General features: G+C 56.1%; 17 protein-coding genes. 5 read left to right on the top strand and 12 right to left on the bottom strand.

The window, feature by feature from the left end; genetic code table 11:
* The first annotated feature begins 42 nt into the window (after nucleotides 1–42).
* On the top strand, nucleotides 43–9024 hold the full coding sequence (locus tag KW808_RS12830) for a type I polyketide synthase (RefSeq protein ID WP_046552200.1): 8982 nt from the start codon (nucleotides 43–45) through the stop codon (nucleotides 9022–9024).
* Nucleotides 9025–9540: 516 nt separating this feature from the next.
* Here the strand turns inward: KW808_RS12830 and KW808_RS12825 are convergent.
* Genes KW808_RS12825 through KW808_RS12815 form a run of 3 tightly spaced genes read right to left on the bottom strand, consistent with a single transcriptional unit; the run spans nucleotide 9541 to nucleotide 11533 of the window.
* A complete protein-coding gene (locus KW808_RS12825; protein WP_499652184.1) occupies nucleotides 9541–10539 on the bottom strand; it encodes an IS3 family transposase in 999 nt (332 codons plus the stop codon).
* On the bottom strand, nucleotides 10506–10721 hold the full coding sequence (locus tag KW808_RS12820; protein ID WP_499651905.1) for a hypothetical protein: 216 nt from the start codon (nucleotides 10719–10721) through the stop codon (nucleotides 10506–10508). The genes KW808_RS12825 and KW808_RS12820 overlap by 34 nt, the downstream gene beginning before the upstream one ends.
* A 2-nt stretch (nucleotides 10722–10723) precedes the next feature.
* The gene (locus tag KW808_RS12815; RefSeq protein ID WP_034983451.1) at nucleotides 10724–11533 is read right to left on the bottom strand and encodes a hypothetical protein; all 810 of its coding nucleotides are present in this window, start codon (nucleotides 11531–11533) and stop codon (nucleotides 10724–10726) included.
* Between the two features lie 593 nt (nucleotides 11534–12126).
* On the opposite strand from KW808_RS12815, the gene KW808_RS12810 reads away from it, so the two are divergent.
* The 3 genes from KW808_RS12810 to acpS all read left to right on the top strand — a co-directional run bounded on the left by KW808_RS12810 (nucleotide 12127) and on the right by acpS (nucleotide 15024).
* Entirely contained in the window at nucleotides 12127–12531 is a 405-nt protein-coding gene (locus KW808_RS12810) for a hypothetical protein (protein ID WP_230622975.1), read from the top strand.
* A gap of 740 nt (nucleotides 12532–13271) precedes the next feature.
* Complete coding sequence (locus KW808_RS12805; protein WP_499653069.1) at nucleotides 13272–14606, top strand: DHA2 family efflux MFS transporter permease subunit; 1335 nt, start codon at nucleotides 13272–13274, stop codon at nucleotides 14604–14606.
* Nucleotides 14607–14616: 10 nt separating this feature from the next.
* Entirely contained in the window at nucleotides 14617–15024 is a 408-nt protein-coding gene (acpS, locus tag KW808_RS12800) for a holo-ACP synthase AcpS (RefSeq protein ID WP_034983137.1), read from the top strand.
* On the opposite strand, the gene KW808_RS12795 is transcribed toward acpS, so the two are convergent.
* Together KW808_RS12795 and bcp are read right to left on the bottom strand one after the other, a co-directional pair.
* The gene (locus tag KW808_RS12795; protein WP_003857691.1) at nucleotides 15014–15679 is read right to left on the bottom strand and encodes a TetR/AcrR family transcriptional regulator; all 666 of its coding nucleotides are present in this window, start codon (nucleotides 15677–15679) and stop codon (nucleotides 15014–15016) included. The genes acpS and KW808_RS12795 overlap by 11 nt on opposite strands.
* Nucleotides 15680–15700: 21 nt before the next feature.
* On the bottom strand, nucleotides 15701–16177 hold the full coding sequence (bcp, locus tag KW808_RS12790; RefSeq protein WP_034983135.1) for a thioredoxin-dependent thiol peroxidase: 477 nt from the start codon (nucleotides 16175–16177) through the stop codon (nucleotides 15701–15703).
* A 172-nt stretch (nucleotides 16178–16349) separates the two neighbouring features.
* Here bcp and KW808_RS12785 point away from each other — a divergent pair, with 172 nt between their 5' ends.
* Entirely contained in the window at nucleotides 16350–16625 is a 276-nt protein-coding gene (locus tag KW808_RS12785; RefSeq protein ID WP_003857689.1) for a DUF3618 domain-containing protein, read from the top strand.
* A gap of 39 nt (nucleotides 16626–16664) precedes the next feature.
* Here the strand turns inward: KW808_RS12785 and KW808_RS12780 are convergent, their stop codons facing one another.
* From KW808_RS12780 to KW808_RS12750, 7 genes are all read right to left on the bottom strand, one after another.
* Nucleotides 16665–17225: an isochorismatase family protein gene (locus tag KW808_RS12780; protein ID WP_034983134.1), complete on the bottom strand. Its 561-nt coding sequence runs from the start codon at nucleotides 17223–17225 to the stop codon at nucleotides 16665–16667.
* Between the two features lie 73 nt (nucleotides 17226–17298).
* Complete coding sequence (locus KW808_RS12775; RefSeq protein WP_499652180.1) at nucleotides 17299–18465, bottom strand: HNH endonuclease signature motif containing protein; 1167 nt, start codon at nucleotides 18463–18465, stop codon at nucleotides 17299–17301.
* A 145-nt stretch (nucleotides 18466–18610) separates the two neighbouring features.
* Nucleotides 18611–19132, bottom strand: coding sequence for a gluconokinase (locus KW808_RS12770; protein ID WP_003860831.1), 522 nt, complete (start codon nucleotides 19130–19132; stop codon nucleotides 18611–18613).
* Nucleotides 19133–19285: 153 nt separating this feature from the next.
* Nucleotides 19286–20842 carry a glucuronate isomerase gene (uxaC, locus tag KW808_RS12765; RefSeq protein WP_034983133.1) on the bottom strand — a complete coding sequence of 519 codons (1557 nt, stop codon included), beginning with the start codon at nucleotides 20840–20842 and terminating at the stop codon, nucleotides 19286–19288.
* A gap of 70 nt (nucleotides 20843–20912) precedes the next feature.
* Nucleotides 20913–21305 (bottom strand): substrate-binding domain-containing protein, encoded by a 393-nt coding sequence (locus tag KW808_RS12760; protein WP_003860834.1) that lies wholly within the window; start codon nucleotides 21303–21305, stop codon nucleotides 20913–20915.
* A 41-nt stretch (nucleotides 21306–21346) separates the two neighbouring features.
* Nucleotides 21347–21790, bottom strand: coding sequence for a substrate-binding domain-containing protein (locus KW808_RS12755; RefSeq protein WP_144018393.1), 444 nt, complete (start codon nucleotides 21788–21790; stop codon nucleotides 21347–21349).
* Nucleotides 21672–21986 (bottom strand): LacI family DNA-binding transcriptional regulator, encoded by a 315-nt coding sequence (locus KW808_RS12750; RefSeq protein ID WP_415877165.1) that lies wholly within the window; start codon nucleotides 21984–21986, stop codon nucleotides 21672–21674. Before KW808_RS12750 ends, KW808_RS12755 begins: the two co-directional genes overlap by 119 nt.
* Between the last annotated feature and the right edge of the window lie 26 nt (nucleotides 21987–22012).

Below are 22012 nucleotides of genomic sequence, written 5' to 3'. Positions count from 1 at the left end.
TGCGTTCATCCCGGCTAAGTTATACAAGGAGCGAGTTCTCACGTGACCGAATTGAGCAGGAACTTCGGGGCCAGCCGACTGATTAACCGCTTTGGCCAGGAGCCTTTTGCCTTCGCTTTCGCCGGCCAAGGATATGACTGGTTGAAGACCCTTCGTGCCGCGGTTGCCGCAGGTGCGGGCACCAATGTTAGTGACATCGTCGAGCGCGCAAATGCGCTGCTTGCACCAGTTGCAGATGATCTCATTGGCACCCTTCCATTTGGTTTCGATCCAGTGGCTTGGGCTAACAACTCCGAAGATCCAGCTTTCGATACTGCACAATCTGCAGTGAGCGTGCCGGGTATCTTTGTCTCCCAGATTGCAACCCTGGATTCCCTTGAGGCGCAGCGCCTTGATGTGGATCAGGCTGTGTCCAGCATTGGTCATTCCCAGGGCGTATTGGGCGTGCACCTGCTCAAGGATGCGACTCGTGCTGATGAACTCGTTGCCATTGCGCAATTGATCGGTGCAGCGATCACCCGCACCGCACGCATGACGGGCCTGATCGCACAGGGCGACAACATGCCGATGCTGTCGATCGCCGGAATTACCCGCGAACAGCTTCAGCAAGCTATCGACGCGGCCTGCGCCGAAGTCCCTGCGGAGATCCGCCCGGTTATCGGTCTGTGCAACTCCCGCGATTCTTATGTTTTGGTTGGACGCCCAGACGACAACGCTCGCGTTGTTAAGGTCATTGAGGCAATGGCTGCCAAGGATAAGAAGGCCATTGAAGATAAGCTGCGCGGCGGTTCCGCGTTCAGCCCCCGTATTACTCCGCTGAAGGTGCAGGCTGCTTTCCATCACCCAGCTATGAACATGGCTGTGGAGCAGACCGTGGCGTGGGCAACCACTGCTGGTTTGGATGTGGAACTCACCCGCGAGATCGCCGCTGATGTTTTGGTTAACCCTGTCGATTGGGTAGCACGCGTCAACAAAGCGTATGAGGCTGGCGCTCGCTGGTTCCTCGACGTTGGGCCAGATGGTGGCATCGTCAAGCTGACTGCCAACATCCTTGAGGGCCGAGGCGCCGATTCTTTCTATGTTGGTGACGCAGCAGGCCAGGCCAAGATCTTTGATGCGGGCATGGCACCAGAGCTACCTGTGGATTACCAGGAATTTGCACCTCGCGTTGAGCACGTTGATGGAACCCCACGCCTTGTCACCAAGTTCACTGAGCTTACCGGCCACACCCCAATGATGCTGGCAGGAATGACCCCAACCACCGTTGACCCTGCCATTGTTGCAGCTGCAGCGAACGGTGGACACTGGGCTGAGCTTGCTGGTGGCGGACAGGTCACCCCAGAGCTGCTCGAAACTCACATCGCGCAGCTCACCGACATGCTTGAGCCAGGCATCAACGCCCAGTTCAACTCCATGTTCTTAGACCCATACCTGTGGAAGATGCAGATCGGTGGCAAGCGCCTTGTTCCTAAGGCACGCGCCAACGGTGCACCCATCGACGGCATTGTGATCACCGCCGGCATTCCTGAAAAGGATGAAGCTGTTGCATTGGTCAAGGAACTCATGCGTGATGGCTTCCCATGGATTGCGTTCAAGCCAGGTGCCATCAAGCAGGTTGAGGCAGTACTTGCGATTGCTAAAGAAATTCCAGAACTTCCCATCATCATCCAGATTGAGGGTGGCGTTGCTGGTGGTCACCACTCATGGGAAGACCTCGATGAGCTGCTGATCGCCACTTATGGCAAGGTCCGCGCACTAGACAACGTGGTGCTGTGTGTCGGCGGTGGTATTGGCACCCCTGAGCGCGCTGCCGATTACGTCACCGGTTCCTGGTCCACTTCTTACGGTCTGCCAGCTATGCCTGTTGATGGCATCTTGGTGGGTACCGCTGCGATGGCAACCAAGGAAGCAACCACCTCCCAGGCGGTCAAGGAACTTCTCGTTTCTACCCAGGGCTCTGATGAGTGGGTTCCTGCTGGTGGCGCAAAGAATGGAATGGCATCTGGTCGTTCCCAGCTCGGCGCAGACATCCACGAGATCGACAACTCCTTTGCTAAGGCTGGACGCCTTCTTGATGAGGTCGCAGGCGATGAGACGGCCGTGCAGGCGCGCCGGGATGAGATCATTGAAGCGATTGGCAAGACCGCCAAGGTCTACTTCGGTGACATCGGATCCATGACTTACGAGCAGTGGCTCAACCGCTACCTCGAGCTGTCTGGTCCTGTTGATGGTCAGTGGATTGATCCGTCCTGGACCGCACGTTTCGCTCAAATGCTGGAGCGGGCCGAGGCGCGTTTGATCGAACAGGATCATGGCCAATTTGAGCCAAGCCTGACGGTGGAGGATGGCGTCGACAAGCTTGTTGCTGCTTACCCGCATGCCGCAACCGACCTGCTCACCCCGGCTGATGTCGCCTGGTTCTTGGGCCTGTGCCGCACGCCGGGCAAGCCTGTGAACTTTGTGCCTGTCATTGATAAGGACGTGCGTCGCTGGTGGCGCTCGGACTCCCTGTGGCAGTCCCACGATGATCGCTACACCGCTGATCAGGTGGCTATTATCCCTGGTGTCGTCGCTGTTGCTGGCATCACCAAGGCCAACGAACCTGTCGCTGACCTGCTTGATCGCTTTGTCGACGCCACCATCGAGCGCATCGATGAGCACGATTCCCGCTCCCGCGACATCATGGGCAAAGTGCTTTCCTCACCTGGCACATTCTGGGCTGGCCGCAACATCCCATCGGTGATCCACAGCCTTGGGCATGCTGACAAGTGGTCCCGCTCCGAATTCGAAGCATTCCATAGCCCAACCGGCGCCAACTTGGTGTACGAAGACGCCGAGCACGCGATGCTGACTGTGCCTTTGGCGGGTTCCACCGCATTCGGCACCACCGCTGAGCTGAAAATCCGTTTCACCAGCCCCATCGACGCTCTGCCAAGCGCTGTCCCCCTGGTCACCCAGGAAGACGCTGAAGCCGCGATGGGTGAACTGACCCGCATCGCAGCTGGCGGCACCCTGGCAACTGTGAACAATGGCACCGCTACCTGGGAAACCTCCGTCGATGCCGGCGTCATCGCTGACTACAACAACGTCACCGCAGGCTACCTGCCAGCATCCGTTGTTCCTGCACACACCGCACCTGACGTGCTGGTTGGCCGCGCATGGCCAGCAGTGTTCGCTGCCGTGAAGTCCGCGGTCATCCCAGGTACCGATTCCGCATCCGTTGTGGAAGGCATGCTGTCCCTGGTTCACCTGGAGCACCACATTGTGCTCAAGTCCGATGTCCCAACCGACGGCGCGCTGAAGGTTTCCGCGACTGCCGATGAGGTAGTCGATACCGACCTGGGGCGCCTCGTGATCGTGCGCGCAGAAATCGCCGACGCAGAAGGCAACCTGATTGCTACGTTGGCTGAGCGTTTCGCGATCCGCGGACGCAAGGGCAACGCTGTCGCACGCACCAACACCTCCGCACTGCCAACCACCGTGGACACCCCACGCTCAGCTCGCGCAGTGGCAACCGTTGTTGCACCTGAATCCATGCGCCCATTCGCTGTGATCTCCGGTGACCGCAACCCAATTCACGTCTCTGATGTTGCGGCTTCCCTGGCTGGTCTGCCAGGTGTGATCGTGCACGGTATGTGGACCTCTGCCATCGGTGAACTGATCGCCGGTGCAGCATTCAACGATGAGCAGATCCAAACTCCCGCAGCCAAGGTCGTGGAATACACCGCAACCATGCTGGCACCAGTTCTTCCAGGTGAAGAAATTGAGTTCAACGTTGAGCGCTCCGCTGTGGACAACCGCCCAGGAATGGGAGAAGTCCGCACCGTTACCGCAACCGTCAACGGCAACTTAGTGCTTACTGCCACCGCTGTTGTTGCAGCTCCATCTACTTTCTACGCATTCCCCGGCCAGGGCATTCAGTCCCAGGGCATGGGTATGGAAGCACGCCGTAACTCTCAGGCAGCTCGCGCTATCTGGGACCGCGCCGATGCACACACCCGCAACAAGCTGGGCTTCTCCATCGTGGAAATCGTGGAAAACAACCCACGCGAAGTAACCGTGGCAGGGGAGAAGTTCTTCCACCCAGACGGCGTTTTGTACCTCACCCAGTTCACTCAGGTGGGCATGGCAACTCTGGGTGTTGCTCAGATCGCTGAAATGCGTGAAGCACATGCCTTGAACCAGCGTGCATACTTTGCTGGACACTCCGTTGGTGAGTACAACGCGCTTGCTGCTTACGCTGGTGTGCTGTCCCTGGAATCCGTTCTGGAGATCGTTTACCGTCGTGGCTTGACCATGCACCGCTTGGTGGACCGCGATGAAAACGGTCTGTCCAACTACGCGCTGGCAGCTCTTCGCCCCAACAAGATGGGTCTAACTGAAGACAACGTCTTTGATTACGTGTCGTCCATTTCTGAGGCTTCCGGCGAATTCCTGGAAATTGTGAACTACAACCTGGCTGGTCTGCAGTACGCAGTTGCTGGAACCCAGGCTGGTCTTGCCGCCCTTCGTGCCGATGTTGAGAACCGTGCACCAGGTCAGCGTGCCTTCATCATGATTCCTGGTATCGATGTGCCATTCCACTCCTCCAAGCTGCGCGATGGTGTGGGCGCGTTCCGCGAGCACCTAGATTCCTTGATCCCAGCTGAGCTGGATCTCGACGTGCTGGTTGGCCGCTACATTCCAAACTTGGTGGCACGACCATTCGAGCTCACCGAAGAGTTCGTAACATCCATGGCAGAAGTGGTGGAGTCCACCTATGTCAATGAGATCTTGGCTGATTTCAAGGCTGCATCTGCCAACAAGCAGAAGCTTGCCCGCACGTTGCTTATTGAGCTGCTTGCATGGCAGTTCGCATCCCCTGTGCGTTGGATTGAAACCCAGGATCTGTTGATCAAGGGCCTTCAAGCTGAGCGTTTCGTGGAGGTCGGTGTTGGCTCTGCTCCCACGCTTGCCAACATGATGGGCCAGACTCTGCGCCTTCCTCAGTACTCGGACGCCACCATTGAGGTGTTAAACATTGAGCGCGATCGCCCAGTTGTGTTCGCTACCGATGAGGTTGTGCGTGAAGTGGCGGTTGAAGAGACCCCAGCAGCTCCTGTAGAAACCACTGAAACCCCAGCAACCCCAGCCCCTGTTGCAGCTGCAGCCCCTGCCACCGGCGGCCCTCGCCCAGATGACATCAGCTTCACTCCTTCTGATGCCACTGAAATGCTCATCGCTATCTGGACCAAGGTTCGCCCAGATCAGATGGGTGCCACTGATTCCATCGAGACCCTGGTTGAGGGCGTGTCCTCTCGCCGTAACCAGCTCCTGTTGGATCTTGGTGTGGAGTTCGGCCTCGGCGCAATTGATGGCGCAGCCGACGCTGAGCTCGGTGATCTAAAGGTCACCGTGTCCAAGATGGCTAAGGGCTACAAGGCGTTTGGCCCTGTGCTCTCCGATGCTGCAACTGATGCCCTGCGTCGCCTCACCGGTCCAACCGGTAAGCGCCCAGGCTATGTTGCAGAGCGCGTCACCGGCACCTGGGAATTGGGCCAGGGCTGGGCTGACCACGTGGTCGCTGAAGTTGTGATCGGCGCCCGCGAAGGCGCATCCCTGCGCGGCGGCGACCTGGCGTCACTGTCTCCTGCCAGCCCAGCGTCTGCATCAGATCTTGATTCGCTTATCGACGCAGCCGTCCAGGCCGTAGCCTCCCGCCACGGCGTTGCGGTCTCCCTGCCTTCAGCAGGCGGCGCTGCCGGTGGCGTGGTTGATTCCGCAGCTCTTGGCGAGTTTGCAGAGCAGGTCACCGGACACGATGGTGTGCTTGCTCAGGCAGCCCGCACCATCTTGACCCAGCTGGGTCTTGATAAGCCAGCAACCGTTTCCGTGGAAGACACCGCAGAGGAAGACCTCTACGAGTTGGTCTCCAAGGAACTCGGTTCTGATTGGCCACGTCAGGTTGCACCAAGCTTCGATGAAGAAAAGGTTGTTCTGCTTGATGACCGTTGGGCTTCTGCGCGTGAGGATCTCTCCCGCGTTGCTCTTGGCGAACTCGCAGCAACTGATATCGATGTCACAGGTGCAGGCGAAGCTGTTGCAGCACAGGCTGAATTCTTTGGACTTGATGATCTCGCAGCTCAGGCTCGCGACCAAAGCTCCTTGGACTACGCCGACGATGTTGCGGTCGTAACCGGCGGATCGCCGAACTCGATCGCGGCGGCAGTCGTCGAAAAGCTTCTTGCTGGCGGTGCAACTGTCATTGCTACGACCTCTAACCTCGGCCATGACCGCCTGGAGTTCTACAAGGATCTCTACGCACGTTCCGCACGCGGCACGGCAGCACTGTGGATCGTGGCGGCTAACTTGAGCTCCTACTCAGACATCGACGCCATCATCAACTGGGTCGGATCCGAGCAGACCACCACCGTCAACGGCGCATCCAAGCTGGTCAAGCCAGCTTTGGTCCCAACCTTGCTGTTCCCATTCGCGGCACCTCGCGTGTCCGGATCCATGGCAGATGCAGGCCCACAGGCAGAATCCCAGATGCGACTTCTGCTCTGGTCTGTTGAGCGCCTCATCGCAGGTCTTGCACCACTGGGCTCCTCCATCAACGTGGGTCACCGCCTGCACGTGGTCATCCCAGGTTCACCAAACCGTGGACGCTTCGGCGGCGACGGTGCATACGGTGAATCCAAGGCAGCTCTCGACGCAGTGGTCACCCGCTGGAACGCCGAGCAGGGCGCATGGGGAGCAAACACCTCCCTCGTGCACGCTCACATCGGTTGGGTTCGCGGCACCGGCCTCATGGGCGGCAACGATCCTTTGGTCAAGGCAGCTGAAGAAGCAGGCGTGGAAACCTACTCCACCCAAGAAATTGCAGAGAAACTGCTGTCCCAGGCAACTTCCACTGTCCGCGAGCAGGCAGCATCCGCGCCAATCACCGTCGACTTCACCGGCGGACTTGGTGAATCTGATCTGAACCTGGCGGAAATGGCACGTGCAGAAGCAGCTAAGGCAGCTAACACACCAGTGGTTGAGGCTCCACGCACAGTGGCAGCACTGCCAACTCCTTACCGACCAGTGGTTCAAACCACCCCTGATTTCGCAGGTCAAGTCACCCAAGACCTCGACGAGATGGTCGTCATCGTTGGCGCCGGCGAGCTTGGCCCATTGGGTTCTGCACGTACGCGTTTCGACGCCGAACTCAACGGTTCCCTCTCCGCCGCGGGTGTCATCGAACTTGCATGGACCATGGGACTTATCCACTGGGATGAAGATCCAAAGCCAGGCTGGTACGACGACTCCGACGAGGCAGTGGCCGAAGAAGACATCTTCGACCGCTACCACGACGAAGTCATGGCACGCGTTGGTGTTCGCAAGTACAATGACATGCCTGAGTACGGCATGATCGACAACTTCGCACCAGAGCTGACCACCGTCTACCTCGACCATGACCTCACCTTCAACGTGGGCTCCCGTGAAGAGGCACTGACCTACGTCCACTCCGAGCCAGAACTCACCTTTGCTTCTTTCGACGAAGCAGCAGGGGAGTGGAAGGTCACTCGCAAGGCAGGCTCCGCAATCCGCGTACCTCGCCGCATGGCGATGACCCGCTTCGTTGGTGGACAGGTTCCTAAGGACTTCAACCCAGCTGTATGGGGCATCCCAGCAGACATGGTGGACAACCTGGACACCGTCGCGCTGTGGAACATTGTCTGTACTGTCGACGCCTTCCTGTCCGCTGGTTTCACCCCGGCTGAACTGCTCGCATCCGTGCACCCAGCTCGCGTGTCTTCCACCCAGGGCACCGGCATGGGCGGCATGGAATCCCTCCGCGGCATCTACGTGGACCGCATCCTGGCAGAGCCACGCGCCAACGACGTTCTGCAGGAAGCACTGCCCAACGTTGTTGCAGCTCACGTCATGCAGTCCTACGTCGGTGGCTACGGACAGATGATCCACCCAGTCGCAGCTTGTGCAACCGCAGCTGTTTCTGTGGAAGAAGCACTGGACAAGATCCGCATCGGCAAGTCCGATTTCGTTGTCGCAGGTGGCTTCGATGCCCTGTCCGTTGAAGGCATCACCGGCTTCGGCGACATGGCAGCAACCGCCGACTCCGCAGAGATGGAAGGCAAGGGAATTGAGCACCGCTTCTTCTCCCGCGCCAACGACCGTCGCCGCGGTGGATTCATCGAATCCGAAGGTGGCGGAACCGTCCTGCTGGCACGCGCATCACTCGCAGCTGACCTGGGACTACCAGTGCTCGGTGTCATCGGATTCGCAGAGTCCTTTGCAGATGGTGCCCACACCTCCATCCCAGCCCCAGGCCTCGGTGCCCTTGGTGCTGCCCGCGATGGTGTGGAATCCCGCCTCGCAGTAGCACTGCGCTCCGTCGGTGTCTCTGCTGATGAGATCTCCATTATCTCCAAGCACGACACCTCCACCAACGCCAACGATCCAAACGAGTCCGACCTGCATGAGCGCATCGCAACCGCCATCGGTCGTGCAGACGGCAACCCGATGTACGTGATCTCCCAGAAGACACTCACCGGACACGCCAAGGGTGGTGCAGCAGCATTCCAGATGATCGGTCTCACCCAGGTCCTTCGATCCGGACTGGTGCCAGCCAACCGTGCGCTCGACTGCGTTGACCCAGTACTGTCCAAGCACTCCCACCTCGTCTGGCTGCGCAAGCCACTAGACCTTCGTGCGAAGGCACCAAAGGCAGGTCTTGTTACCTCCCTCGGCTTCGGACACGTCTCCGCAATGGTCGCTGTTGTTCACCCAGACGCCTTCTACGAGGCAGTCCGCGTGGCACGTGGTGCTGAGGCAGCTGACGCATGGCGCGCATCCGCGATCGCTCGCGAAGAAGCAGGCCTTCGTACCATCGTCGCCGGTATGCACGGTGGCGTACTGTACGAACGCCCAGTCGAGCGCAACCTCGGTGTCCACGGAGACGCAGCTAAGGAAGTAGAAGCTGCAGTCCTCCTGGATTCCCGCGCCCGCCTAGTTGACGGTGTCCTCCGCGCCGAAGGCTAGTTGGTTATTGCGTTGAGCCCCTCATGCGGTGTCCCTTGTTGGGATGCCGTGTGAGGGGCTTTTTGCCTGACTTGGCTCAAATTAGTGCCGAAGGCGAGTCAACGACCCCAATCCTCCACGTCTACAGATGAGACAAAGGTCTTTACGAAACGATGTCCTTCACACCGAGGGTAACTTAGTGCGGAAAACCTACGATTTACCAGCCCAAACACACTTACCAATGTGATCTTCCACAAAACAAAAAGAGCAAAGTCATTACACTGCGGTTTAAACAGTTGGGATCGCAGAATGGGTATTTGTATGGATTAGTGGGTCACAGGCTCTTAAACGCGATTCTGAGAGGGCACTTTCTGGGCGTCCCAATGGGAATTTTGGGTCAGATTTGGCGGGGCTGCATATTGAGGCCAAACCGCGGTTGGAGAATGGAGATCTTGGTTTGATATTGCAGTATCGGCGCCGGAAACGCTCGCTGCCAGGGGTTTGTGAACCAGGGGGGCGATAAGAACACGTGCTAACTCAAGCACTTAACAGCGACGCTACACCACCAACCCTCTCCTGTACAGACCCATCATCACGCGCACCATTAAGACGCACCACACCAGCAACTTCCTGAACCACCGGCCGCCCCACATACCGCTGCGGGAACTGCCGGTAATGGGCATCCAACGCCTGCACACGCAACCGATGCACCGCCCTCCAACTACCATCAAACACCGACTGTGGAGTATGCCCAGCCACACCAGAATGCGGATGAACCGTGTTGTAATACACCACAAACTCCTCCACCCACACCCGGGCCTGATCCATCGATGCAAACACCTTCGGATAAAACGGCCGATACTTCAACGTATGAAACACCGACTCCACAAACGCATTATCATCACTCACCCGCGGCCGAATCAACGACAACGCCACACCATGATCCGCTAACAACCGCCGCACCCTCGTCGATGTCATCGCCGACCCATTATCCGAATGCACCGTCACCACACCCGGATTATCCGCTAACACCTGCGTTAACAACTCCACCGCGGTGGAGGTATTTTCCGTCGGCGCGACCTTCGCCCCAACAATCTTGCGGGAAAACAAATCAATCGCCAGATGCAACGCATAGGTCTTACCACGTACCAGCGACGGCAAGAACGTCACATCCCAACACACCACCTGACCAGGCTGTGTTGCTTCCAACCTCGGCTTAACCCGTGGCGTTGGTGATCGTTTCACCGGGGACAGGGCATTGACTCGGTCTTTGTGTAACAACTTGTGCTGCTTGGCAACACGCCACCATGTACGTAGTGATGCGCGGTAGATGCCTTTGTTAAACAACATGTTAAACACCCCACTAACGCTCAGTTGTGGGTACGCGGTGATCGCATCAACAATGAACTGGCGTTCGTGTTCTGCCAACGCTTGACGCACCGACGACACTGCTGGCTCCTTTCCCTGCCAAGGCTCTGGTGTGGGTTCCACACCAGGTGCTGCTAGTTCCACACCAGGTGCTGTTGGTGCTGGCACGGCCTGCAGGACAGGTTTCGGTGCAGGACAGGGACGCGCTTGTTGCGGTAATACGCCGTTGATTTCGACAGCTTGATCAGCCGTAATGCCTTGTTATGGCTCAGCCTGGCACAGGTGGTGAGATCTGTGATCAAGGTGTTTTCTTCCTTGAGTCCTTGATCAAAGGCGCGTTGCTCATCCACGTTTAGGTGGCGTCCTCCTCGTCTAAGCCCTCGCCAGGATTGGGCCTGGTCCCAATAGCTTTTCCCAAGATATCGATCACCATTTGATTCTGATGGTCTTTTTGCTTGTAGTGCGCGAGTTCTTTCTTCAGCGCTGCGATTTCTTTGAGGTACTCGTTTTCCATGATCGTGGCTCTTTCTAGTTGTTGGGCAATCATGTGGCGTAGTCGAACGATTTCGACCACGGTTCGGGTGGTCATCAACCCGATCTTGCGGGGTGAGATATCAGCGTCTAAGTCCCCGTCGGTCATAGCGGCGCACCAGGCCATGATGGTGTGCTTACGGAGTTGGTAAAACGTGAGGAATTGCTGGCCCTGACCGTGTGGTTGAGCTAAGTATCCTATGACCAGGTCACGTTTGTCATCAGCCGTTAGTGTGGTGACATCGTCGACTGGGGTGGTGCGTTCGATCCCGAAGCGGTGGGCATCATCAAAAGCATGGGGAAGCCGGCTGAAGGTGCTTATTGCTGCTAGCCAGGTTCGAACGGTGCAGTGGCCGATGTTGTTGGCTGTGAGGAAGGGCTGGCGGTAGCCGTGCGGCAGGGTGGTGTAGATCCGCATGAACTCGAGTCGTGTTTGTGGCTCGTAGTAGCGTCGCCCGTTGGCGGAGATTCGATCTGGTGGGAAGATCGGCCACTCGATGCTGTGTGGGTCCGGCGCCGGTGGTAGCTGGGGTGCTGTGGGGGCAGGGGCCGGGGGCTGTGGGATCTGGGGTAAGGCTTCGGGACTGATCAGATCCAGGTAGTCCTGAAGGACTGAGAAGGGGATGGACATGATGAACTCCTTGCTAAGGATGGTGGTTCACCACTGACCTGACACTGAGAGGAAAGTGTTCATTTAAGGCCAAATACGGGGTCGGCATTAGCAATCTTGGTTCGAAACATGAGTTGGCTCAAATGAGTGCTGAAGAGAAGAAATTCATCGATCAACATCCTGAACTCATAGCGATTGATTAGGTGGGCAGATAATTCGCAGCACAGCCACGAGCCAGATCGAACTATTGACCCCGACTCTTGACTTCTATAAGCGAGAAAAGGGCCTTTGCGGAATAATTTCCTTCATTCTGGGTGTGTTTACATGGTTTGTCACTCCTTACCCCCACCATTTCCCACTTAGTGCGGAAAACTTCTGGCTCGACATCAAAACCATGCTGGCCGGTGTGTCAATAGGAATTTCTGAAGGCCAAAATGAGCCAAGTCAGGTTTTGGGCTCTTCACCTGGTCATACAATATTCTATGAGGGTCAGTGAAGTTACTAAGAAGCTCGCCAACGATGGAGTGCTATTCGTAACGAGGTGACATTCCCACCGGCACCTTGCCCCAGATAGAAAAACGGATGGAACCAGTATTGGGAAAAGGATGGTTGCGATGAAATACAACGTCGATGTCTCTCGTGAAAGCGAGGACTGGCTCGCCACCGGCACCAATCTCGAAGGCGTATCCACGTGGGCGACAACCTTCGCCAACCTTGATCGCAACGGCCGGGAAGCCATTGCTCTAGCTGAAGATCTCCCCGAAGGTGCAGAAAGCTCACTGGCCATCTCTTGGTCGGTTCCTACAGATTCCCCCGAATTGGACACTGCAATTCAAATTGCTCAACAGCGTCGCGATCTAGTGCAAGCCCAACAAGACTTAGAGCCCAAAGTTCGATCCGCTATTTCCGCTCTCACCCAAGCTGCGCTGCTAGGTATGACTGCAGGTCGAGTATCCCCAACTCACAACCCGGGTAGCAGAGCTATCTCATTGGATCAGGTGTCAGGAGTTTTAAACTAGCGTGCGCAATTCCCGTGTGAGCAGAAAGAATCGTGCTTCCGGGGACTAATTACATTTTCTTTTTATCAGGGAGTAGGTCCACCTAAAGCCACAGCTAGAATCAACGCCATAAAAAAGAGGTTAGAAATCAGGAACCCTGCCCAAATTCCCCATCCCAGAGCACGGATAGCATAATGCCCCCGACGATAACGGTACAGAACTATAGCTGTGCCAACTACAACGCTGAACAAGATTACCTGGTGGATGAAAAATCCTAAAAGCCACAACAATTTCTGTTCAAGAACTGATTCGAGTGGGACCAGACTATAGCGAAGAAAAAATCCGATAACTAATCCAAGCAGGAAAAGTAGGAAAATGACTGCTTTTCGCATCTGCTTGTTAGTTGAGGTCACTTCTCAAAATTACCAAATTTAAGCAGCTCATCTTGGGGTGTCTCAGGCATGCGAGCATTCAGGGCTTTCCTAAGCCCACAAAACCTCACAAACACTATTGCCAGTGAAATCACACACAAGAATGTGCGCATGCACTAATTGTTGATAATGTTTCCTAAGCAAGTATCCGCCCCGTTTTCTGCACGATGCAGGAACTGGGGCGGTATGCATTTACCTCGCGATAGCGCCCTTTGATTCGAGAAAGGAGCTGGAGCCTTGTCTTCCTCCAGCAATCCCACAACGGAGCAGGTTGGGATCCCGAGAAATGTTGTCATCATCTTGGCTGTATTAGTTTTTACAGCCTTTGTCATGATGTTGAATGAGACCACTCTGGCAGTCGCGTTGCCGTCGATCATGGCGGACTTTGACATTGAGGCGAATACTGCGCAGTGGTTGCTCACTGGTTTTATGTTGACCATGGCTGTGGTTCTTCCAGCTACTGGTTGGATGTTGGAACGTTTTACCACTCGTAGTGTGTTTATTTTCGCCACGGTGGTCTTCCTGATCGGTACTGTGACGGCTGCGTTGTCTCCTACTTTTGCGATTATGCTTGCAGCCCGCGTCGCTCAGGCGATTGGTACCGCTGTGATCATGCCGCTGCTGATGACTGTCGCGATGACCGTTGTTCCTCCAGAGCGCCGTGGCGCCGTCATGGGTTTGATTGCGGTCGTGATGGCCGTTGGTCCTGCTCTTGGACCTAGTGTGGCTGGTTTCGTACTCAGCTTGTCTTCGTGGCATGCGATTTTCTGGGTCATGGTTCCGTTGGTGTTTGTGGCAAGCCTGATCGGTACCCTGCGTCTGACCAACGTCAGTGAGCCTAAAAAGACTCCTTTGGATGTCATTTCCTTCCTGATTTCCGCAGTGGCTTTCGGTGGCCTTGTCTATGCCTTGAGCTCGATTGGCATCATTTTGGAAGGCGACAGAAGTGCATTGATCGTGTTGGCTGTCGGCATCATTGCGCTTGTGGTGTTTGTGTGGCGCCAGATTGCCATGGGTAAGCAGGATAAGGCGCTGCTGGATCTGTGTCCGTTGGCGATTCGTGAGTACACCATTCCGCTGATTGTGCTTTTGACGCTGTTCGGTGCGCTGCTCGGTGTCATGAATACACTGCCGCTCTACCTGCAGGGATCCTTGATGGTCACCGCCTTGGTTGCGGGTCTAGTGCTGTTGCCAGGTGGTCTTTTGGAAGGTGTGCTGTCGCCATTTGTGGGTCGAATCTATGATCGTCATGATCCACGCGGACTCGTGATCGGCGGTATGTCACTCGTTGTGATCTCCCTGTTTGCACTGTCCACCGTCGATGAGTTCGCCAACGTTTGGTTTATCATCGGCGTACACATCGTGTTCTCCATCGGCCTTGCGCTGCTGTTCACCCCACTGATGACAGTCGCGCTCGCATCCGTCCCCGACAACATGTACGGCCACGGCTCCGCGATCCTCAACACCCTCCAACAGCTCGCCGGCGCCGCAGGCACCGCGGTCATGATTGCGGTTTATTCCACCGTCAGCAACAACGCGCTTATCGACGGCGCAACCCAACAAACCGCCCTCGCCGACGGCGCCAACTCTGCATTCTTCGCCTCAGCGTGCGTGGCAGTGTTTGCACTGATCGTGGGCTTCTTTGTAAAGAGGCCAGCCCGCTAAGCTTGGTCGCATGATCAGCATTGGAACCGACCTCGTTCACATTTCGGCGTTCGCAGAGCAGCTTGCACAGCCGGGAAGTTCCTTCATGGAGGTGTTTTCCGCAGGGGAGCGTCGTAAAGCAAATGAACGCCAGGGAAGCCGCTACGGCGAGCATTTGGCGGGGCGGTGGGCGGCAAAAGAATCCTTTATTAAGGCCTGGTCACAGGCCATTTATGGCCAGCCACCCGTGATCGCCGAAGAAGCCGTGGTGTGGCGGGACATCGAAGTTCGCGCAGACGCGTGGGGGCGCGTCGCGATCGAATTGGCGCCCGGATTGGCCGCAGTGGTCCGGGAATCCATCGGGGAATTTTCCAGCAGCTTGAGCATCAGCCACGACGGCGACTACGCGGTGGCGACGTGCGTGTTGACTATCCAGTAGCCACGGAGAAGAGGTAAGAAATCAGCATTCGTTTGATTTCTTCCACGATGCTGTCGAAATCCTCTTCGGAACTATTGACATCACGCACGGCATAGTTAAGCAGGGAACTTACCGTGTGCACCAGCAATCCCGCCAGTGACATGCGCTCCTCGTAGCCAGCACCGCGGGCAAGCGGGCGCATAACTTCCGCGATGATTTCCAGCATCTCTTTTTCCGTCGCCGCAGCTGTCGCACGAGTTGCCGGCGTCGACTGGATGGCATGCCACACGGCCCGCCGAGATGGATCATCGCGCCAGAGCCTGGCCAAGTGCTCAATGAATTCATCAAGGATATCCGGCCACTGCAACGCAGGAACCTGATCGGAGAATTTCTTCAACTCCGCGACAGCTTCCGCGGTATCCACACGATCCAATTCGCAGATCAACACATACTTATTGGCAAAGAATTGGTACAGCGTGCCGATCGGAACCTCTGCGCGCTTAGCGACTTCATCAAACGTGAACGATTCAAAACCTAGATCGACAAGCACTGAACGCGCAGCGGTGAGGATTCGATTGAATCGTTCACGACTGCGCTGCTGTGCCGGACGGCGGCGAGGCATTAAAATTTCAGTGCCTGCCGCTTCCAATTGTTCAGTGTCTTTGTCTGATGTCATAAGGTTTTTAAGCTGGTGCTATTACGCCGCGGTGATTTCGCGGACGATGCGCTCCACGTGACCAGTTGCACGAACATTGTACTTCGCCATGCCAACAGTTCCGTCAGCATTGATGAGGAATGTGGAACGAATTACACCCTGAACAATCTTGCCGTAATTCTTCTTCTCACCAAACGCACCCCACGCAGTCATCACAGACTTGTCCTCATCGGAAAGAAGAGGGAAGTTCAGCTCATGGTCCTCACGGAACTTCACCAGCTTGTCCACCGGATCCGGGGAAATGCCAACAACAGCAATGTCGAGAGCGTTGAGGTTGCTCAAAGAATCACGGAAATCGCATGCTTCCTTGGTGCAACCTGGAGTGTTGGCTTTGGGGTAGAAGTACACCAGAACTTGCTTTCCGGCGAAATCACTAAGTGAGGTGGTCGAACCCGAATCATTAGGCAATGAAAATGCGGGTGGGGTATCTCCAACGTCAAGGCGCTTCACTTCAGTCATGCACTCCACAATAGCCGGTGCTCTTCGATGTAGATACCTTGCATATGGGGTGAATTCGGGGACTGGTGCACCTCGCGCGCAAGTGTTCAGTAATATGGACTCCCAGTAACGGGTTTTCATGACGCGTTAAATTTTTTAGTTGATCACAGATACACCAATCAGGAGTAGCGCAGTGGCACGCAACATTGAAGACATCCAGCGCGATATTGAGCGCACCCGCCGTCAGTTGGCTTCCACCCTCGACGAGCTGGCAGACCGCAGCAAGCCTTCCAACTTGGTCGATGACGCCAAGAACCAGGCAACCGCGAAGCTGCAGGAACCAAACGTACAGAAGGTGCTCCTGGGCGTCGCTGCTGTCGTCGTTGGTGCTGTTGTATTCAGCGTTGTGCGTGGCCGTAAGAAGGCAAACGACCTGAAGGAAATTCAGCGTCTGCTCTCCGAGCGTTAAATTGCTTTTCGACGGGGCGTTTCGTGGTTTAAGGTTTCTTTAAATCAGAATCGCCCCGGCTTCATGTAGTTCCTCCAAAGCGTGGTCTCCCGCATGGAAATCCACCGCAGAACACATCGACGTCAAAATGGAGACGTTGAAGCCCTCCTTGAGAGCATCAAGTGCTGTGGCTCGAACGCAGTGATCCGTAGCGATCCCCACGATGTCTACATCAGTGACTCCCTTGTTCTTCAGCCATGGAGACATGAGGAGTTCTTCACTGACTGCAGTTCCCTCGAACCCGGAATACGCCGCGGTGTAATGGCCTTTGCGGAAGAACTCATCGATTGAATCGGTGTTGATGCGGTCATGCATGGCGGCACCATCGGAATCCGCGACGCAGTGGATTGGCCAGGAGTTTTTAAAGTCTGGGGTTTCTGAAAAGTGCTCGCCTGGATCGATGTGCCAATCTTGGGTCGCCACAACGACGTCGTACTCTGAGCCGTGGGACAGCTGATAGGCACCGATTTTTCCTGCCACTTCATCGCCTCGTTCGGTGGCTAGGCTGCCACCGGGGCAGAAGTCTTTTTGAACATCAATCAGAATGAGTGCGCGTGCCATGGTGAAACCCTTCCTTTGAAATGTGTTGGTGCTTACTCATTCAAAGTCTAGCCATGCAAAAACCTGTGCGCTTCTAGTCTTCTTTGTTGAGGGCGCGGTCGCGGATCCGCTCAAACCTAGCCTGGATCCGATCCCTCAACACCTGACCCCAAATCCCCCGCGGCATCGCTTTCACCAACGGCCCCGTCGGCCTGGTCACCGCTGGTACATCCATCGGCCCAATCCATCTAATCTCCGCCAATCCATTAGCATCAGCAGTAAAGCGACCATCGGTTTTCATATTGTGATGCCGCTGGCACAACAACTGCAGGTTCCACGCCGCTGTCGGGCCGCCCTCCGCCCACGGGATAATGTGATCGACCTGGCATTTACTGGCCGGGACGCAACACCCTGGGAAGCGGCAATGCCCATCCCGAGCTCTGATCAGTGCTTTCATCTTCTCACTCGGGGTGTAGCTCTTCTCCGTGGCTCCAGCGACCTCATCGAGATCCTTGGCGCACACGAGGGTGGCATTGTCGTAGGCTTCGGGATCAATGTCACCGTAGTCCGGTGACCACACCTGCTCAGGGTGATTGTGTGGGGTGAAGAGGTATTTGGTGATCTTTAACTGGATTTTCTCCATCAGGAACGCCATGAGCGCTTCAGGCAGGCTGTCCTCGGTGTCTGTGTCTTTGAGTTGGGTGATGATGTCATTGAGGAGCAGGCGGTTGGGGCCGCTGATTTTGATGCGGACATAGGTCGCCTCATCGGTGGTGTGGACGTGAACATAGTCCTCTTTCGGTGTGGGCTCTGGCGTGGGTTCGGGGTCGAGTTCTTTGATCCAGGCGGCGATGCGTTTAGCCAGGGTGGAGGATTGGATCATCACTTCCCCGTCGGTGACTGGGGTTAAGGCGTCGGTGATGCGCAGGTCGAGTTCTTCCCACAGGGTGGGGTCTGCTTTGGCCACGGCGACCATGATGGAGGCGAGGTAGCGGATGCTCAGGAAGTAGTAGCGTTCTTGGATGGCGCGTAGGTGTGGGAGGTTGGTCATCGCGGCCATGGCGTTAAGGCCGTTGTTGACTTCGTGGCGGGAGTAGCCGGTAATCCGGATGACTTCGGTGGTAAAGGAGTCTGCGTCGAAGTCGTCGGAGTCGGTGGTTAAGACGACCCAGAGGTGATGGGTGTCGCGGTTGAGTTCGGTGGTGTGGTGGGCGTATGGGTCGTGTGGGTTGTTGTGGCTGAAGTAGATGTCAGTGGTCATGAGTATCCCCCTGGATTCATGTGTTCTTGCCATCCATTGTGCAGTGGGGGTGGGACACCTTCAACCCTTTATTCGAACAGTTATTCGATTGTTAGATGTGGGGAAAACCCACACCAGAACAGGAAGGTGTAGGCAAATCCTTGTTCTAACATGGGTTAGGGGTTTGTTTGTTGCGAACCCACTCTGCAGATTGGGCGGCCAGTTCGCTGATGGTGTGGGCAACGTCGAAAACCTTGCCATCTTCGTCATCTTCGAGCGGCTCGAGGGTTGCAAATTGGGAATCTAGCAAGGTGGATGGCATGAAGTGATCTTCGCGGGCCTTCATGCGGGAAAGTAGGAGATCGTAGTCGCCGTGGAGGTGGACGAAGACGGTTCCTGGGCATTTGGTGCGCAGGAGATCGCGATAGGAGCGCTTGAGGGCGGAGCATGCGATGACGCCGCTTGGTCGGTCGCGGAGCCACTTGCCAACCTGGACTAGCCACCATGCACGGTCGTCGTCGTCAAGTGCCTGGCCGGAGGCCATCTTGTCGATGTTTTCCTGGGGGTGAAGTTCGTCGCCGTCTTTGTATTCGATTCCGAGCTCCGCTGCTAGGGCTTCGCCGACGGAGGATTTGCCGCAGCCAGAAACTCCCATGACGACAATATGTAAGCCTTCGGCTGCTGACATGTCTTATCCTTTCTTTGGTGGCGTCTCGACTGCCGAATGCAGGAGGCTGCCACAAAAACTTTTTGGTACTACCATAACTCTTTTTGGGGAATTTTGTAAGACCTACGCCACAGTCCCAGTGATGTGACCATACACACCACGGGGACTGTATGTTTATTGGTCTTTTCCGTTCGGAATGATTCTCACGTGGAGTGGATACTTCCTGGCGTAAGTTTCCACAACTAGATCAACGATTCGTTCGTATGTCATCGAACCGGTGTTGATCACGAGGTCATAGTTTTCATCACGACCGGGATTCCATTGATACAAAGCGTGGGCCATCTCTTCGCGGAGACGATCCTCCAAAGCATATTGCTCAGCTGCAGCAGCTTCTGAGAGTCCAGTTTTGTACATGACTCTTTCCACACGCTTGTTCAAAGGCGCAATGAATTTAATGTGGAGAGTTCCAACCACAGGTCCCAACACTAGGGCACCGTTTCGGCCGAGCATGACGCCACCATCAGAGACTGCGTCGAGGATATCGCGGGTGTTCTGGTGGGCCATTTTAGAATTGGCTGCCAAGTTGGAAGCTGCAGCCATATCGGCATCCTGGGTCGATCTGAGGGAAACCGTACGCAGCCAGCGGTTGAAACTGCTGTCAGAGATGAGATCTTTGTTCTCACCGAAATCGCTGAGCAGTGGGCGCAGACCGTTGGTGAATTCCATCTGGAATGGGATGTCCGCTCCGATGTCAGCCCCGAACTTCTTCTGCGCGGATGCGGAGTGGTTGCGGTACACACCTGGGTGGATGGTCATGACCAGGCCGTCTTCTTGGGACATTTCCGCGAAACGGTAGGTGGTGTTGGCTTCGAAGGCACGCATTTCAGCCAAGGTTGCTGTGCCAGCGAGACCCTTGTCCAAGATCTTCTGGGCATCTTCGTGGCTCAGTGGGGTGGTGTCGGTGTCGTGGAGACCGTGGTCCGCGGAGGTTGCACCGTGATTGATGAAGTACTGGCGGCGGTTGCGCATTGCCTGGAGGTAACCCTCCCAGCCTGCCTTGCCGTCACCTGCGGTATCGATAAGCTTGGTGGTTTTTTCTGCCCAACCAGCGTTGTACATCTTGGTGTATGCGTCTGGGCGGAAGGTGGGGAGCACACGAGGGGAGAAGGTTGGATCATCTGCCAGTGCCTTGTGGTCTGCCAGGTCATCGAGCGGATCGTCGGTGGTGGCCAGAACTTCCAAGTTGAACTGCTCAGCCAGTGCGCGTGGTCGGAAATCTGGCTTGGCAAGAATATCGGTCAGCTCATCAAAGATGGCGTCAGCATGTTCTGGGGTGCCAACATTCAGGCGCTCCGCGTTGATGCCGAAAACGTGCTCAAATTCCTGCTCCACCCAGTAGCCGGTTGCGGTTCCTGCGTAGAGATCCCAGTGGGACATGAAAATGCGCCATGCCTCACGAGCACTCTTACCCTCATGTCCGCCAACACGCAGATCTGCCAGGTCAACGCCAGCGGAGTGCATCATGCGGGTGAGGTAGTGGTCAGGGCTGATCAGCAAGCTAGTTGGATCAGGGAAAGCCTCATCCTTGACAAACATGGAAGCTTCCAAGTGTCCGTGAGGGGAGATGATGGGTAAATCTTCAACGTGCGCGAGTAGGCGACGGGCGATGTCACGGGTACCAGGATCAGCTGGCAGCAACCGATCGGGGTGTGATGCATGTGAAGTAGTCATGACTTCATGATCGCCCGTCACACTCAGCGATATCTACTTGTTGCCAATTGTTGCAACCAGGGCGCTTTTACTACGAGCTGCGTTTCAAATCCACTGCTGTTTTCAGTGAAGATTCCCGAACAATGAGACGCGTGGGCAGTTCGCAGGGCTTCGCCATCAGAGGTGCTTTCACGCCTTTCAGCAGGGCAATCAGGTTCGCTGTTGCTACTCGACCCACTGCCCGAAGCGGCTCCGCGACCGTGGTCAGAGACGGGGTACTGAGCACCGAAATCTCCGTATTATCAAAACCGACAACTGCAACATCATGCGGCACACGTACCCCAGAAAGCCTCGCCTGTTGTATGAAACCAAGCGCCACCATGTCGTTGAAACAAATCACCGCATCGGTCCGATCCTTCGACCACGCCTCAAACGCTCGCCGCCCGCCCACAAAATCCGGCGAATCCACCGAAATCGTCTTCATCTTTGGCTTGATCAAATGCCTCATTCGGCCCGGCTGCACCGTCACGCTTCGAGAAATAGAAATAGCGCTTGTCGACGCCACCCCACTCTCAACGGCAGCCGCCAGCGCGTGGCATCAGCCCAGGATTTATTAGGACCGGCGATATAGGTAATGGAGTGGCACCCCTGATCCACCAAATGCACCACAGCCTTCGCCGTACCGTCGTAGTTATCCACCATCACGCTGGGAATACCTTGCACTTCACGGCTCATTAATACAGTGGGAATTTCCCGCGCGACTTTGTGGATCTCACCAGAATCCATCCTTGAAGCAGCGAGCAATAAGCCATCGGCGTGGGGGACGATCTTGTCCAGCACCTCCCTGGACTTAATCGCCGACTCCCGGGCGTCGACAAGCGCAACCGTATAGCCCTGAGTGCTTGCGGCATGCTGCGCGCCCTGGAAAATTTCCAAGAAGAAGGGATTCGATGCATCGGTGGCAACCATAGCGATGATACCGGTGTTTTGGCGCTGAAAAGCCTGAGTTTCCACACGCGTTGCGGATTTTCTCCGCAGTGGAAAAACTCACTCGCCCAGGCTGCGAAAACGCCCGCGACACAGTGGAAGGGGAGACGCCAGCGACTTTTGCGACATCATAAATGGTGGCTTTTGAGTCGCTGTGGCCCCAGAATCTGTCATGCACAAGAGTATATAGCGCAAAAGAAATCA

The sequence above is a fragment of the [Brevibacterium] flavum genome (assembly GCF_019317305.1).
GTDB classification, from domain to species: domain Bacteria; phylum Actinomycetota; class Actinomycetes; order Mycobacteriales; family Mycobacteriaceae; genus Corynebacterium; species Corynebacterium glutamicum.
Note: the sequence above shows the minus strand (reverse complement) of the source record. Positions and strands in the feature narration are given on the sequence as shown.

What these genes read in the sequence shown, in the direction of transcription:
- KW808_RS12815 (WP_034983451.1), bottom strand. Translation starts at nt 11,533, where the DNA reads ATGTCCATCCCCTTCTCAGTCCTTCAGGACTACCTGGATCTGATCAGT.
- KW808_RS12810 (WP_230622975.1), top strand. Translation starts at nt 12,127, where the DNA reads ATGAAATACAACGTCGATGTCTCTCGTGAAAGCGAGGACTGGCTCGCC.
- KW808_RS12805 (WP_499653069.1), top strand. Translation starts at nt 13,272, where the DNA reads ATGATGTTGAATGAGACCACTCTGGCAGTCGCGTTGCCGTCGATCATG.
- acpS (WP_034983137.1), top strand. Translation starts at nt 14,617, where the DNA reads ATGATCAGCATTGGAACCGACCTCGTTCACATTTCGGCGTTCGCAGAG.
- KW808_RS12795 (WP_003857691.1), bottom strand. Translation starts at nt 15,679, where the DNA reads ATGACATCAGACAAAGACACTGAACAATTGGAAGCGGCAGGCACTGAA.
- bcp (WP_034983135.1), bottom strand. Translation starts at nt 16,177, where the DNA reads ATGACTGAAGTGAAGCGCCTTGACGTTGGAGATACCCCACCCGCATTT.
- KW808_RS12780 (WP_034983134.1), bottom strand. Translation starts at nt 17,225, where the DNA reads ATGGCACGCGCACTCATTCTGATTGATGTTCAAAAAGACTTCTGCCCC.
- KW808_RS12775 (WP_499652180.1), bottom strand. Translation starts at nt 18,465, where the DNA reads ATGACCACTGACATCTACTTCAGCCACAACAACCCACACGACCCATAC.
- KW808_RS12770 (WP_003860831.1), bottom strand. Translation starts at nt 19,132, where the DNA reads ATGTCAGCAGCCGAAGGCTTACATATTGTCGTCATGGGAGTTTCTGGC.
- uxaC (WP_034983133.1), bottom strand. Translation starts at nt 20,842, where the DNA reads ATGACTACTTCACATGCATCACACCCCGATCGGTTGCTGCCAGCTGAT.
- KW808_RS12760 (WP_003860834.1), bottom strand. Translation starts at nt 21,305, where the DNA reads ATGAAGACGATTTCGGTGGATTCGCCGGATTTTGTGGGCGGGCGGCGA.
- KW808_RS12755 (WP_144018393.1), bottom strand. Translation starts at nt 21,790, where the DNA reads ATGGTTGCCACCGATGCATCGAATCCCTTCTTCTTGGAAATTTTCCAG.